This is a genomic window from Dyella mobilis (assembly GCF_016904945.1).
GTDB classification, from domain to species: domain Bacteria; phylum Pseudomonadota; class Gammaproteobacteria; order Xanthomonadales; family Rhodanobacteraceae; genus Dyella_B; species Dyella_B mobilis.
Window position 1 is genome coordinate 182,213 of sequence record NZ_JADIKF010000040.1, and the last position, 13,396, is coordinate 195,608.

The 13,396-nt window shown below is 61.7% G+C and carries 11 protein-coding genes; 7 read left to right on the forward strand and 4 right to left on the reverse strand.

Annotated features, from left to right (window positions below):
• Nucleotides 1-12 precede the first annotated feature (12 nt).
• Genes ISS99_RS16875 through ISS99_RS16885 form a run of 3 tightly spaced genes read right to left on the reverse strand, consistent with a single transcriptional unit; the run spans nucleotide 13 to nucleotide 5,503 of the window.
• Nucleotides 13-3,063, reverse strand: a complete 3,051-nt coding sequence (locus ISS99_RS16875; protein ID WP_204632800.1) for an efflux RND transporter permease subunit — start codon at nucleotides 3,061-3,063, stop codon at nucleotides 13-15.
• Nucleotides 3,060-4,142 (reverse strand): efflux RND transporter periplasmic adaptor subunit, encoded by a 1,083-nt coding sequence (locus tag ISS99_RS16880; protein ID WP_204632801.1) that lies wholly within the window; start codon nucleotides 4,140-4,142, stop codon nucleotides 3,060-3,062. Before ISS99_RS16880 ends, ISS99_RS16875 begins: the two co-directional genes overlap by 4 nt.
• Nucleotides 4,139-5,503, reverse strand: a complete 1,365-nt coding sequence (locus ISS99_RS16885; RefSeq protein WP_239538145.1) for a TolC family protein — start codon at nucleotides 5,501-5,503, stop codon at nucleotides 4,139-4,141. Before ISS99_RS16885 ends, ISS99_RS16880 begins: the two co-directional genes overlap by 4 nt.
• Nucleotides 5,504-5,827: 324 nt before the next feature.
• On the opposite strand from ISS99_RS16885, the gene ISS99_RS16890 reads away from it, so the two are divergent.
• The 6 genes from ISS99_RS16890 to ISS99_RS16915 all read left to right on the forward strand — a co-directional run bounded on the left by ISS99_RS16890 (nucleotide 5,828) and on the right by ISS99_RS16915 (nucleotide 10,782).
• Nucleotides 5,828-6,682 carry a LysR family transcriptional regulator gene (locus ISS99_RS16890; RefSeq protein ID WP_204632803.1) on the forward strand — a complete coding sequence of 285 codons (855 nt, stop codon included), beginning with the start codon at nucleotides 5,828-5,830 and terminating at the stop codon, nucleotides 6,680-6,682.
• Between the two features lie 34 nt (nucleotides 6,683-6,716).
• Entirely contained in the window at nucleotides 6,717-7,037 is a 321-nt protein-coding gene (locus ISS99_RS16895) for a hypothetical protein (RefSeq protein ID WP_204632804.1), read from the forward strand.
• A 77-nt stretch (nucleotides 7,038-7,114) separates the two neighbouring features.
• Nucleotides 7,115-7,564, forward strand: a complete 450-nt coding sequence (locus ISS99_RS16900; RefSeq protein WP_204632805.1) for a hypothetical protein — start codon at nucleotides 7,115-7,117, stop codon at nucleotides 7,562-7,564.
• 253 nt (nucleotides 7,565-7,817) lie between these two features.
• Nucleotides 7,818-7,967 (forward strand): hypothetical protein, encoded by a 150-nt coding sequence (locus ISS99_RS16905; protein ID WP_204632806.1) that lies wholly within the window; start codon nucleotides 7,818-7,820, stop codon nucleotides 7,965-7,967.
• Between the two features lie 100 nt (nucleotides 7,968-8,067).
• On the forward strand, nucleotides 8,068-9,162 hold the full coding sequence (locus ISS99_RS16910) for an MvdC/MvdD family ATP grasp protein (RefSeq protein ID WP_204632807.1): 1,095 nt from the start codon (nucleotides 8,068-8,070) through the stop codon (nucleotides 9,160-9,162).
• Between the two features lie 678 nt (nucleotides 9,163-9,840).
• Nucleotides 9,841-10,782, forward strand: coding sequence for an alpha/beta hydrolase (locus ISS99_RS16915; protein WP_204632808.1), 942 nt, complete (start codon nucleotides 9,841-9,843; stop codon nucleotides 10,780-10,782).
• A 47-nt stretch (nucleotides 10,783-10,829) separates the two neighbouring features.
• Here the strand turns inward: ISS99_RS16915 and ISS99_RS16920 are convergent, their stop codons facing one another.
• Nucleotides 10,830-11,735 carry a hypothetical protein gene (locus ISS99_RS16920; protein WP_204632809.1) on the reverse strand — a complete coding sequence of 302 codons (906 nt, stop codon included), beginning with the start codon at nucleotides 11,733-11,735 and terminating at the stop codon, nucleotides 10,830-10,832.
• 589 nt (nucleotides 11,736-12,324) lie between these two features.
• On the opposite strand from ISS99_RS16920, the gene ISS99_RS16925 reads away from it, so the two are divergent.
• Entirely contained in the window at nucleotides 12,325-13,098 is a 774-nt protein-coding gene (locus ISS99_RS16925; protein ID WP_204632810.1) for a CPBP family glutamic-type intramembrane protease, read from the forward strand.
• The last annotated feature ends 298 nt before the right edge of the window (nucleotides 13,099-13,396 follow it).

Here is a 13,396-nt window from a genome sequence, read left to right on the forward strand (position 1 = left end):
AAGCAAAGTAGGTCAGCCCGACACGTTTCGCCGCGAGCGCATCAGCGTCGCGTACAGCACCGGCATCACCAGCAGCACCAGCGGCACCTGCACCAGCATGCCGGCGATAATCGCCACGGCCAGCGGCTGCTGCATCTGCGAGCCGGTACCCAGCGCAAGCGCCAACGGCGACAAAGTGAGAATGGCGGCCAGCGTCGACATCAGAATCGGGCGCGTGCGGTATTGCGCAGCTGCCAACAGCGCCTCGTGCAGCGGCAGCCGGCCGCTTGTTTCTTCCAGTTCCGAGAAGTAGAAAATGGCCACTTCGGTGACGATGCCGACGATCATGGTCATGCCCATCATCGCCGAGATATTCAACTCGATGCCGGTAAGCCACAAGCCGACGAACACCGCGCCGATCGCCAGCAGCGGCATGGCCAGGATCGCCAACGCCACTCGGAAGCTCTCGTAAAGAAACAGCAGCAGCGCGAACACCAGCGCGATCGCCGCCACCAGCACCACGGTCAGGCCGCGGAAGGCTTCCTGTTGCTGCTGATACAAACCGCCCAGTTCGTAATACATGCCCTTGGGCAGCAAGCCCGGGGTGGCCAGCATCGTCTTCACGTCGCCGATCGTGGCGCCCATGCTGCGCCCGGCGATGCGTCCGGTCACCGCCACCATGCGCTTGAGGTTATTACGCGTGATCTCAGGCTGACCTTGTACCACCTGCAAGTTCGCCACCTGCGAAAGAGGCAGCAAATGTCCGTCGGCAGCGCGGATCGGCAGCGCCGCCACTTGCTCCAGATGCCGATACGACGACGCAGGCAGGCGCACCCGCACGCCGACGACCTTGCCTTCCGCGGGCAGTTGCGCGGCGACGGTACCGTCGATCGCCGCCGTGACCTGATCGGTGATGCCCTGCGGGTCCAATCCCTGCAGGGCAGCCTTGGCCGGATCCACGGTCATGGTCAACGCATCGCCGGCAGGATTAATACCGTTCAGCACGCCGTTGACGCCTTTGATCTTGCCCAAGGCATCGGCCACCTTTTGCGCGGTGGCATTCAGCACGTCGGCATCGTCGCTGTAGAGCTGGATCTCGATCGGTTCCGGTACCGCTACCAGGTCGCCGATCATGTCTTCCATCAACTGCGAGACATCCACATCCAGTCCAGGCACCTTGGTTTGCGCCTCTTTGCGAATGTCGTTCATCACCTCTTCGGTGGAAGGCCGCGAACCGCTTTTCAAGCGCACGAAAATATCGCCGGTGTTCGCTTCAGTGAGGCCATCGCCCAACTGCAGGCCGGTGCGACGCGAATACGTATCCACATAGGGATTGGCGCGGATGATGGCTTCGATCTGGTTGAGCAGCCGCCCGGTTTCCTCCAGCGACGTGCCCGGTTTGGAAACATAGTCGAAGGTAAAGCCGCCCTCGTCCATCGCCGGCATGAACCCGGTGCCGACACGGCCGTAGGCCAGCGCACCCAACGCAAGCAACGGCACCACCAGCACGAGGATCCACACCGGCCGCTTCAACCAACGCTGCAATACGCGCTGGTAGCCGCTCATCGCGCGTTGCGAAAAGCGGCTGGTGGCGTGTTCGACCAGGTGACGCTGATCGAGCAGGCGCTCCGACAGCAACGGCACCACGATCCAGGTCAGCAGATAGGAAATGACCAGTGCGCTGGCCATGGTCAAGGACAAGGCTTTGAAGAATGCGCCCGTGACACCGGTGAGAAACGCCAGCGGCAGGAAGATCACCACGGTCGCCGCACTGGAGCCGGTCAACGGCCGGGTGAATTCCCGCGCGGCATGGGCAATGCGCACGTCGACTTCGCCGGCCACGCCGCGCAGGCGGCGCATGATGTGCTCCAGCATCACGATCACGTCGTCGATGATCAGCCCCACCGCAGCCGCCATGCCGCCCAGCGTCATCATGTTGAAGCTCATGCCCAATACGCGCAGCAACAACACGGTGATGGTCAGCACCGCCGGCACCACCAGCATCGCCACCAGGATCACCCGCGTATTGCGCAGGAACACGAACAACACCAGGCCGGCAAGCACGATACCGACCAGGATCGCGTCGCGCACGCTGCCGGCTGCACCGGAAACCAGTTGCGTCTGGTCGTACCAGTTGGCGAGCTTCACACCCTGCGGCATCTGCGGTGCGTAGTCGTGCAGGCGCTGCTTGACGTCGCGGGCGATCTGCACGCTGTTGCCGTCCGGCTGCTGGAATATCTGCACCAGCACCGCATCCTGACCGTCTGCCGTCACGCGTATCCATTGCGGTACGTGGCTCAACGTTACGTCGGCGATATCGCCCAGGCGCACCACACCGCGACTGTCCGCGCGCACCACGACATCGCGCAGCGCCGCTACGGTGCCGGGCTGGTTGTCGGCCAGCAGCAGGTAAAGCTTGTAGTGATCGGACACGTGGCCCATCGCCTGGATGGTCGCTGCGTGGCTGACCGCGGTCGCTACGTCGGTGAGGCTCAGGTCTTGCGCACGCAGGCGGTTCGGGTCGACATCCGCGTGGAATTCGGCAATTTCGCCGCCCTGCACGCCGACGTGGGCCACGCCGGGGATACTGCTGAGCAAGGGACGCAGCTGATATTGGGCGAGGTCGTACAGCGCGCTCGGCGACAACGTATGCGAGCGCAGGCTGTAGGCCAGCATCGGGAACGTGGTTGGGTCCATGCGCCGGCTGCTGAGCTGCGTGCCGGCCGGCAATTCCGGCAATACCTGGCTCGCAGCCGCGTTGACGTCCCCCAGCGCGCGGCTCATGTCCGTGCCCCAGTCGAACGTCACCTCGATGTCGGCACTGCCGCGGCTGGTGGTCGAACGCACGTCGCGCACGCCAGGAACGCGGCGCAATGCATCTTCGATCGGCGTGGTGACTTCGATCGCCATCTGGTCGGCCGGCCGGTCGCCCGCATCCAGGGCAAGCTGCACGCGTGGAAACGCCACGTTGGGAAACAAAGCCACCGGCATGAACACGGCACTGGCGATACCGCCCAACGCCAACATCAACACCAGGAACAGCAGCGAGCGCCGATGGCGCTGCATCCACGTGGCGATGCTCACTTGCCAGCCTCCTGCTGCTCGCGCACCGCATCGCCATCGTTCAATTCATAGCTGCCCAGCACGATGACGCGCGTCTTGGCGTCCAGCGCCCCCTGCACGCCGACCGTATCCCCCTCGGGATGCTTCAGGCTTACATCGATGCGCTTGGCGTGATCGCGATCGACGGCAAAAACATAGTCGCCCCTGTCGTCGTGCAGTACCGCCGCGCGCGGCAACGCCCACGCGGTATAGCTGGCGGTATCGATGCTGGCCTGCACTGCCGACCCGGCAACCAGCGACGCGCCGGCTTCGGGCGGCAGGCTCACCTGCAACGGCAGCAGATGAGTCTGCGCATCGACGGCCTGCCCGACCATTTCAACGCGGCCGCTGAAGGTTTCGCCGCGGCCGTACACGCCTTGCACTTGCGCCGCCATGCCGGACTTCAGGCCCGCGCCGTCCTGCGGCTGCACGCCCAGCCGTGCAACCAAACCGTGCGCGGGGGTGAAGGTCAGCAACGAGGCATCGGCCTGGAACCGGTCGCCGAGATTGACATTCAAGCTGGTCACCACGCCGTCAGCCGGCGCACCGATGATCTCCTCGGCCTCGCCGCCACCCAGCGCGCGGGCCGCGTCGACGCCCGCTTGCGCATCGTCCAGAGCTTTGTGCGCGGCGGCCAGCTGCGATTGCGTGGCCAGGTGCTGCGCCGCCATTTGTTCGGTGCGCTTAAGTTCGCCGCTTGCCAGCGACAGCGCGCTTTGCGCCTGCCGATAGGCATTGCGTGTGGCCGGATCCGGCGCAATGCGCAACAAGGTCTGCCCACGCTTGATCTGCTGTCCCGCAGTAACCTCGGCGCCGATCACCTGGCCGCCATGCCCAAGGCTGATCACGCTCGCGCGATGCGGATCCCCCACCGCCGTGCCCCACGCCTGGATGGTGTCGTGGAAAGTCTGGCTTGCCGGCAGCGCCGTGGTCACCAGCACCTGGCCGCTGACATCCGCATCGTCATCATCGGCGGCGCCGCCACCGCCGCCACCGCTGCAACCGGCCAGCAAGGCAAGCAGCGCCACCAGCGTGGCGCGAGTCAGCAAAAATCGATTCATGGGGTGGTTGCCGCTAAAGAAGACGGTTGAAGATCGGTATCGCCCAGCAAGGTTTCCAGCGCGATCGCCTGTTGCGATTGCTGGTCGCGCGCCGCGATGAAATCCACGTCCGCGCCAAGCGCGTTGGCACGGATGGAGAGATAGGTCGGCCAATCGAGCAGCCCCTTCTGCCACGCGGCTTGCGCCGCTACGCGAGCCTGGTCGAGCCTGGCTGCGTGTGCTTGCAGCTGATCGCGCTGCCGGGCAAGCGTGTCCAGGTCGGCGGTGATTTGTGCGATATCGCTGCGCGTGGTGAGCAGGCGATTTTCATAATCGTCCTTGAGTTGCTGGCGCGTAGCCTTTTCGATGGCGATGTTGCCGCGATTGCGGTCGAACAGGGGCAACGTGAAGCCGATGGTGAAACCGTTGGTCACTTCGTTGGTGGTATCGCGCTGCCTGTCCACACCGAAGTTGAGCGCCGGGAACTGCGCACGAATGGCGCCGCGTAACGTGGCTTCCTGCGCTTGGTAGCCCGCTTGCAGGGCAAGCAGATCCGGACGCCGCCGCGGCAGGCTCGCCAGCGCCGCCTGCACTTGCTGCGGGGTCGGGTTTGCCCGGAAGGATTCGCCGATCAGGTCCAACGGCGCATCGGGCGCGAGCCCCAGCAGCAGGCGCAGGTCGTGCTCGGATTGATGCAACTGGATGGTGTTGTCGGAGACACGCTTGCTGGCATCCGCGTAGGCGTTCAAGCCGGCACTGGCGGCGTCGTAGGTGAGGTTGCCCGCTTGCAACGCTTTGCGAACGCGATCGTCCACCGGCGCCAGCGCCGCCTGCTCCGCCGCCAACTGCTTTTGCTGGGCCCGCAGCGATATCACCTGATTGAACAGCAGGCGCGCCTGCGCAATCGTCTGCCACTCTGCCCAAAGCAGATCGAGATTCACCTGTTGCGCCTGACTCTTGGCCGCGGCCACGCGGGTGGAACGAGTCAGCAGACTGGTGATGTCCTCGCTGATGCCATAGCTGTACGCACTGGTGGCGCCCACTTGCTTGTGCGCCAGAAAATCCTGGCTGATGGCGATTTGCGGATCGGGCAACAGGCCCGCTGCAAAGGATTGCGCGCGGGCAATGCCCAACTGATCGCGCATGACCTTCAGGTCCGGATTGTTCGCAACGGCGAGGATGGCCACATCCGTGGAATCCATGCCCTGCGCCGGATCGAAATGATGCGTGCGCAGCGCCGGCAACGGCATGTCGGCCGTACTCGCCGACAGATGCACCACATCGGCAGCGCCCTGCCCCTGGCCCAAAGGCTGCGGCGAATAGGTCGCACACCCGGCGAGCAGCATCAGCCCAACCAGCGTGCCGGCACGCCATCCGTGCATCGGCAACATCGTTTTGTCACGTAATGAAAACTTTAGCGACCGCACCCGCAAGCCTCTGATCCATACCGATGACGATGCAAGGCTAACGGTTCTGGCTTAGCGCTTACTTTGCTCGGCAACGCGCGGCCCGAAAGGCTCAATCCATGCATGAAACGACCCGCCCCACAGAACAGACCGGCGAAACACCGCCCTCGCACCTGGCCGCCGGAAGCGCATCGCCGGCTGCGGGAAAAGGCTGGTATCGGAGGTCGGCTCGGCGCATCATCCATTCGAAAATGCAATAGCTATATATATCAGCCATTTTAAATTTACATGACAAAACTCATGAAAGCGCTGGATCTGGATGCCGTAAAAGCCTTCGTCTTCGTCGCCGACCTGCAGAGCTTCACCCGTGCCGCCGAGGTGCTGGACAGCACCCAATCCGCGATCAGCCTCAAGCTGCGGCGCCTGGAAGAACAGCTTGGCCGTCGCCTGCTGGAGCGCACCCCGCGGCAAGTGCGCCTGTCGGCCGAAGGCGCCGTATTCCTCGAATCCGCGCGTTCGCTGGTGGGCGCCCACGAGCGGGCGGTGTCTTCTTTCGAGGTGGAACGGCGCCGCATGACCATCGGCATCAGCCAATTGATCGTCGGCAGCGAATTGCCCGCCCTGCTCCGCCGCATCAACGAGCACGATCCCAGCCTGCTGATCGAAATGCGCGTGGCCGGTTCGGGGGAGATCATGCAAGCGTATGAAGAAGGCACTTTGGATGCCGCCCTGGTCGTGCAACCGCCGGGCCGCCGCCATCAAGGCGAAACGATTTTCACGGAAAGCTTTGCGTGGATCGCGGTGGCGAACTGGCAGCAGCGTCCCGGGCTTCCCCTGCCCCTGGCTACTCAGGGCGCCTCGTGCAGCATCCGTGCGGCAGCCGTGCGAGCGCTGGACGAAGTCGGCCTGAGCTGGGCCGAGGTGTTTATCGGCAAGGGCGCGGCGGTGGTCGGCGCTGCCGCCGCGGCCGGGCTCGCGATCGCCGTGCTGGCCAGGCGCACCGCGCCAAGCGGCACGATCGACGTGGGGGAACTGCTATCACTTCCCGCACTGCCCAGGCAGGAAGTGGTGCTCTATACCGCACTGAACGACCGCCGTTCGCGCGATGCGATACGCACGCTGACCACGGCGTTCAAAAGCCTTTCCGCTGCGTAATGCAAAGGGAATGAAATTTTCGAGGAGATGTGACATGCGTTTGAACACGGCCGCGTTGATGGCGTTCTTGCTGATCGGTACCGGCGCAATGCCGCGCACCGGCCATGCGCTCCCTACCGTCTTGCAGGACGGCAGCAGCATCACCAACGCCATTCCCATCCGGGCACCGAACGAACAGACCGGCGTCAAGGCCGAATACCACTGGATCGCCGAGCACTTTCCCGGCTACAAGCGAGGTGGGCAGGCGCTCTTGAACCAGAACGGGCGCGTCTACGACTCCATCGAAATCATCACCGCCAGCGGCGAGCGCAGGAAGGTGTTTTTCGACATCACCGACTTCTTCGGAAAGATGTAACGTCCGCTCGCTGGCCACTGGAACGCAGCGCGAGAACCCGCACGTGATTGCTACGCACCTTTCGCAGGAGCAAGACCATGTCCGACAACTGGCTCCAGTACATTCCCGGCGACCCGACCTTCCAGCCTTCGCACGAACAGGCTGAAAAAGCGCGAAGCCTGTTGGCTTCCTATGTTCCCGATGCCGATGAAGTATCGGTCGCGTTTACCGAAACCATCGAGTTCTTCGACCCCGGCGCCAACTGGTCGGGGGTGACGTGTCCCGCCTGCGGCGCGGACGCCGAACCGTGGTGGCTGGAAGCCATGGACGCCGCCTCGCACGAAGGTTTCAGCAATCTCTTCGTCACGGCACAGTGCTGCGGCAAGCGCGTGTCGTTGAACGAGCTGCACTACAACTGGCCTTGTGCTTTCGGCCGCTTCGCGCTGCAAGCCATGAATCCGAACGTGCGGGAGCTCACGCCCGCGCAAGAATCCGCGCTTGCCGAAACGGTTGGTCACGGGTTGCGCAAGGTCTGGATGCACTTGTAGGCACCTACTCGACTCCGCTTCGATTTTGACGAAACGTTCACATCGCCAGCGCAAACATCGATCCGGACGTTGGCTTGCCAACAGGGGAAACACACCCGTTCTCGGTACGACGAATGCATCAGCACGAAACGGGCGGCAAGTCATCCAACCTCAAACCATACCAGCGCAGTGCCAAGCGCACTGGGACGTTTTTTTGCGCAAGCAAGAAGCGTGATGACCGCATGTCATCGAAGCAAACTGGAGGATATTTCTCATGAATAATGAAGAAATCGAGATCGTACGCCCCTTTGCACGCCTGATGGCCACTGAAGTTTCGCAAGACGAAGTGGATTTGATGGCCAAGAAGGGAACGTTCGTTTCCGTGCGATCCGGCCCCGCTTTCAACGATTGGCCGGACGCCTGATCTCCGGTCGACCCGGTTATCTCGAACTGCACCGCAGTTCCGTGTACCCAAACCGCCACGGCACTCCGTGGCGGTTTCACACCACCACGATAGGCACGCCGTGAGCGCTCCCGTTCTCCTTCTCTCCCTGGATTACGATCCACACGCTTCCGCCATGGCCTGGGCATTGCGCCAAAACGGCGTACCTTATCGCCTCAACCCTTCGCTACGAGTCGATGCGACGACGCGCGTATCCATCCGCGTCGATGGCGACAAGGATGGCATGTCGATCGACGATTTCGACACCGGGCACGTGCGTTCGGTCTGGCACCGCCGCCCCCGCCTGCCCGAAGCCGGCCGTTGCCTGGAGGCGGACCGCAGCTTTATCGAAGGCCAGTGGAAGTATTTTCAGAAAAATGTCTTCGATGCGGCGGACGGCCTGTTCGGCACCTTGTGGGTCAACCGCCCCCATGCTGCCGACCACGCCGAAAACAAGCTTATCCAGTTGCAAGCCGCGCGTGCCGCGGGCCTGCTCATTCCCGACACGGTCATCGGCAACCATGCACCCGACGTGGCACAACTGATCAACCGCTGGGGCCGCATCGTCTTCAAGACCTTCTATCCGCAGGCCTGGGAAGACGAGCGCAAAGGCAGCACCTATCAAATGAGCGTGGTCATGCTGGATGCCTCCAGCGAGTTGCCCGAACGCGCCGTGGCGATAAGCCCAGGCATCTACCAGCAATACATCGACAAGTCCTATGACGTGCGCGTCACCGTGGTGGGGCACGAGCTGTTTGCCATCAAGATGAGCAAATCGTCGGGCAGTGCCTATTTCGATTGGCGCCCGCATTCCCACGACGACGACGCCAGGATCGAAAAATTCGAGGTCAGCGCCACACTGGAGTCAAAGTTGCGCGAGGTCATGAGCCGGCTTGGCATCGTCTTCGGCTGCATAGACCTGGTTGTCGATCGCAACGACGATATTTATTTCCTGGAGGTCAACCAGGCCGGCCAGTTTCTGTTCGTGGAAGAACTGATGCCGGATATGCCGATTTTGCGTGCCATGACCGCCATGCTCAGCAGCGGCAGCACGGATTACAGCTACGGCGACAGCGTCGACGTGCGACTGGAGCAGTATCTTGCAACGGACGAATTCCGTGAAATCGCAAGCAAGCCCGGCCAGGTGCCACAACAGGTTGCAAAAGAAGCTCCTTGATCGTTCTCTGCCTGACTGGCGAACCCTTCGAGGGCAGGATGCGGCTCCGCCGCTGAACGTTTGAATCCGTGAAAAATCCGGTGGCGGTTCAGACCAGCATCGCAGCCAGGGTGGACACGCAGATCGCGACACAGGCGGCAAAGAAACTGTTGAGCATCAGCGTTTCGAATTTCATGGCGACTCTCCTTTCGATGATGGTTCGAGGCTGTTGCCTCTGTTGGAATAGTGGTTTCTAAAAACCACTCGATCGTTGGATGCAGCTTTGCGGCGAAGCGTTTAAACCGGGGCGACGATTTCAGCCCAGCATCGCGACCAGGGTCGACACGCAGATCGCAACGCAAGCGGCAAAGAAGCTGTTGAGCATCAGCGTTTCGAATTTCATGGCGGTTCTCCGTTCGATGGTTGAGTGAGGCTTTCGAGATAGGTATTGCAAAGCCGATGCCAACGCGCAAAACCACTCAAAAACCGCATAACTGAGCCATTTTCAGAAGATGAACGGATAAGCCGAGATTGTCCGCGGACAGCTGTCCGCGTTGTCCGGACAGCACACGGACAACACAACCTCGCCCGAAAATTTCCATCACGGCGCCCGGCTCCGCACCGGAACGACAGGCAATGTAGGCGGCGGGATTCAATCGGATCGCCAGCCACTGCCTGGCGCGAACAAGGGGAAGCATCGTGAAATCATGGATCGTGGCCTTGAGCCTGCTAGGCCTGTGCGGCAGCACCTATGCAGCGACAACGACCTGGCAACCTGGCGCCGGACACGTGCAAATACCGTTGTGGCCGGGAACGCCGCCTGATGCCCAGGCCCTGCCAGGCCCGGAATATGTGGAGACAGACCCCAAGGCCTTGATCGCCGGCAAAACCATGCTTGCCATTCGCAACGTGTCGCAACCGACAATGACGATCTACACCCCCAAGGGCGACAACACTGGAGCCGCCGTGGTGGTGTTTCCGGGCGGCGGTTTCGAAATACTGGCCATGGATCTGGAAGGCAGCGAGGTCTGCGACTGGTTGACGTCCAAAGGCATCACCTGCGTCCTGCTGAAATATCGCGTGCCGGGTACGCCCTACGATTGGCGATGCAACTGCCGCGACCACGATTACGCCGTGCCCGTACCCGCGTTGGAAGATGCCCAACGAGCCCTGGGCCTGGTGCGACAGCACGCTGCGGCATGGCACGTCGATCCGCACGAGGTTGGCGTGCTCGGCTTTTCAGCGGGCGGGTATCTGGTGGCCGAGGTAAGCACCCATTTCACGCATCGCTGGTACAAGCCGATCGATGCCGCCGACCGGGAAAGCAGCCGTCCGGATTTTGCCATTGCCGTTTATCCCGGACATCTGGCCACCGATGACGACAAATTGAACCCCAACGTTCCGGTTTCCCGCGATACGCCGCCCACCTTTCTGGTGCAAGCCGAAGACGACAACGAGGATGGCGTCAACCAGTCGCTGGTTTACTACGCTGCACTGAAGAAGGCCGGCGTACCTGCCGAGATGCATCTCTACGCACACGGTGGACATGCTTTCGGCCTGCGTCCCACCTCGCTTCCCATTACCCATTGGCCGCAACTGGTCGATACGTGGCTGCAAACCATCGGCGTGATGAAACAGTGAAAGCCTGGCCCTTGACCGGAGAACCCGGTCAAGGGCCAAACACCGATTCAGTTCGACTCGGTGAACTGGATGGAGGGCGTCGATCCGCCCGATGCCGAACAGGATCCGAGATTCAAGTTGTTGGTCTCGCCGGTGGTGCCGTCATTCGAAGCGCAGGTGGGCGCATCGCTCGAGCCGTCGCTCAATGAAACGTTGACCGTGACCGATGATCCGGCGTTGAAATCCGCCTCCGATCCGCCGCCGTCGCCAATGATGTTGAACTCCGAAGCCTGCCAGGCCGTCGCCAGGTCGACCACGCTGTCGTCGCCGCTGGTGCTATAGGCTTCGGTACCGTCGGCAAAGGTCAGCGTGTCGCTGCCACCCGCTACGGCGGTGCCGGTCAGCGTCATGTTCGCAAGATCGCTGATGTCGTCATCCGGCACCGTAACCGCCGCGCTGTTCATGTAACAGGACCCTTGGTAAGACATCCAGCCGCCACTGGGACAGGTATCCCCGTAGTTGATCAGCCAATACTGCATGAAGGCCTCGCCCTCGCCCGAGGCATACACGAACTGCTCCCAAGCCTGGCAACCCGACACGCCGTTGCAGGCGTCCGTGCTCATGAAGTTCGAATTGAGCTGCAGCGAATAATCGTCGCTCTCGCCGTCATCGCTTTCGCTGGTGACGCCCGACACGCTGGGAAAGCTTCCCACTGTCTGCGAGATCACCCCGGAGGAAGCGACTGCCGCGTAATCGTCGCCATTGCCGACTGTCTGCGCTTCGGGCTTGTGCCTTGGCAAATAAAGGCGATTCGGCGCTTTCACGCAATCGACCTTGGACCAGACGGTGCTGGGATAACTCGCGTGATAGCAGCCGTTTGCCGGTGCAGACGTATGCTGCATGGTGTGGCGCCAGGCGGCATGGAACTGGGCCTCCAGGTCCGGTGCCGACGAAGCGGCAAAAGCAGATGGCATCGCAACGGCACCCGCAAACACTGATACAACTGCCAGATACACGGCACAACGTACGTGACCATTTTTCATCTGAAACTCCCCATCAGGTTGAGAGATATCACTCGCTTCCAAACTCCGCGCCACGCGCACGGAGCCTCCCCCGGCCGGGGAGATTAGGGACGAAAACGGTGAATTCACCGTCAAAAAAGGCGCAATCGGAATCGTGAAAAAAGCCTCACATTTAGCGGGCTTTAACCACTGTCTACGCGATCTCAAGCGCGCGCGAAGATGGAGTGCAGGCACGGCTCGTTGCGGTGAGGCGGGCAGGAAAAATGCAAGTTATCGGCAAGCCACGTTTCACGTAAGTGAGCCGCCGTTCACGACGCCACTGCGTTTTGGCAACGACAGAAACGGAACGACTTCCTCATCAGTGGCATTGGCTACCGCCTGCCACACGTGCAGTCCGCCGCCTGCTTGTCGCCCGTGAAAGCCCTGCGTCATACTCACCCCGTTCGTTGCGACCGCCCATTCGATGTCAACGAAATGGCCGCTCCGGCCGGTGCGAATAGCCTTCGAACATTCCACTCCGAAGTGAGCCAAGGGGAAAACCATGTCCGCGATCGCGACGTCGACAGGCAAGTCTCATCTGAAACTCGCATTGCTGCTCGGCGTCTTTGCAATCATCGCCACCCTGGCCCTGGAGCCCTATCTGGATGCGACGGAGCCGGCCACCATGGCCAAAGTGCATGTGCCCTTCTGGATCGTGGCCATCTTGCAAGGCGGCATTCCCAGTTTTCTGTTGGGATGGCTGGGATTGATCCTTGGATCGAAAAACGGATTGGATGCGCCCTGGTTGCGCGCCCTCGTCTATCGTCACCATCAAGCGCCCGCTCTGCGCGCGCATTGGCTGGTGGCCGTGATCGCCGGACTGCTATCGGGCGTGGTGGTGGCAGCCTTGGCTGCTGCAACGCCCGGCTTCGCATCGCCGGCTGCAAACATTTCCCCCATCGGCCAGGCCTGGCGCGGCGCATTGGCTTCGCTGTATGGCGGAACGGCCGAGGAAATATTGCTGCGGTTGTTCGTGGTAAGTCTGCTCGTGTGGCTGCTCTCACTGTTCAACAAACGGCAGGCACTGAGCTGGATGTTTGTATTGGCGATCGTACTGGCCGCTGTGCTGTTTGGCATCGGACATTTGCCTACCGCTTTCGCCATGGGCATGGCACACACACCTGTATTGATCGGCAGGATCATCTTGCTCAACGCCCTGGTCGGTTTGGTAACCGGCACGCTGTTCTGGAAGTATGGGCTGGAGCACGCGATGCTGGCCCACTTCTGCGCGGACCTGATGTTGCACGTCGCAACGCCGCTCATCGTGCACGGATAAACCGGCCAAGGTTTACACGCAACGCCTTCCTGCCTGGAAGCACCATCGCAGTCGCCTACGAAGTCGCCCTCGCTCCCGTAAAGAGCGGGATGGCGAACGCTGCCCAGACCCACAAAATCCACTATTGACAGTGGCTGTCTCGGGCGACTAGCCTCTCGGCTCGCTAGTTTCGTTTTGTTTCTTTTACTTTCAAAAAGAGAACATATTCACACTTTCTCTTTCTGATATCCGGACAACGTTGTCAGTTATTTTTCGCTTTCTTTCACGAAGGGAGGGAGGTAGCTATGGCATTTCACCC

Excerpts from the sequence above, each read along its gene's own strand:
- ISS99_RS16895 (WP_204632804.1), top strand. The coding sequence starts at position 6,717 with ATGCGTTTGAACACGGCCGCGTTGATGGCGTTCTTGCTGATCGGTACC.
- ISS99_RS16920 (WP_204632809.1), bottom strand. The coding sequence starts at position 11,735 with ATGCCATCTGCTTTTGCCGCTTCGTCGGCACCGGACCTGGAGGCCCAG.
- ISS99_RS16905 (WP_204632806.1), top strand. The coding sequence starts at position 7,818 with ATGAATAATGAAGAAATCGAGATCGTACGCCCCTTTGCACGCCTGATG.
- ISS99_RS16900 (WP_204632805.1), top strand. The coding sequence starts at position 7,115 with ATGTCCGACAACTGGCTCCAGTACATTCCCGGCGACCCGACCTTCCAG.
- ISS99_RS16925 (WP_204632810.1), top strand. The coding sequence starts at position 12,325 with ATGTCCGCGATCGCGACGTCGACAGGCAAGTCTCATCTGAAACTCGCA.
- ISS99_RS16885 (WP_239538145.1), bottom strand. The coding sequence starts at position 5,503 with ATGCACGGATGGCGTGCCGGCACGCTGGTTGGGCTGATGCTGCTCGCC.
- ISS99_RS16880 (WP_204632801.1), bottom strand. The coding sequence starts at position 4,142 with ATGAATCGATTTTTGCTGACTCGCGCCACGCTGGTGGCGCTGCTTGCC.
- ISS99_RS16890 (WP_204632803.1), top strand. The coding sequence starts at position 5,828 with ATGAAAGCGCTGGATCTGGATGCCGTAAAAGCCTTCGTCTTCGTCGCC.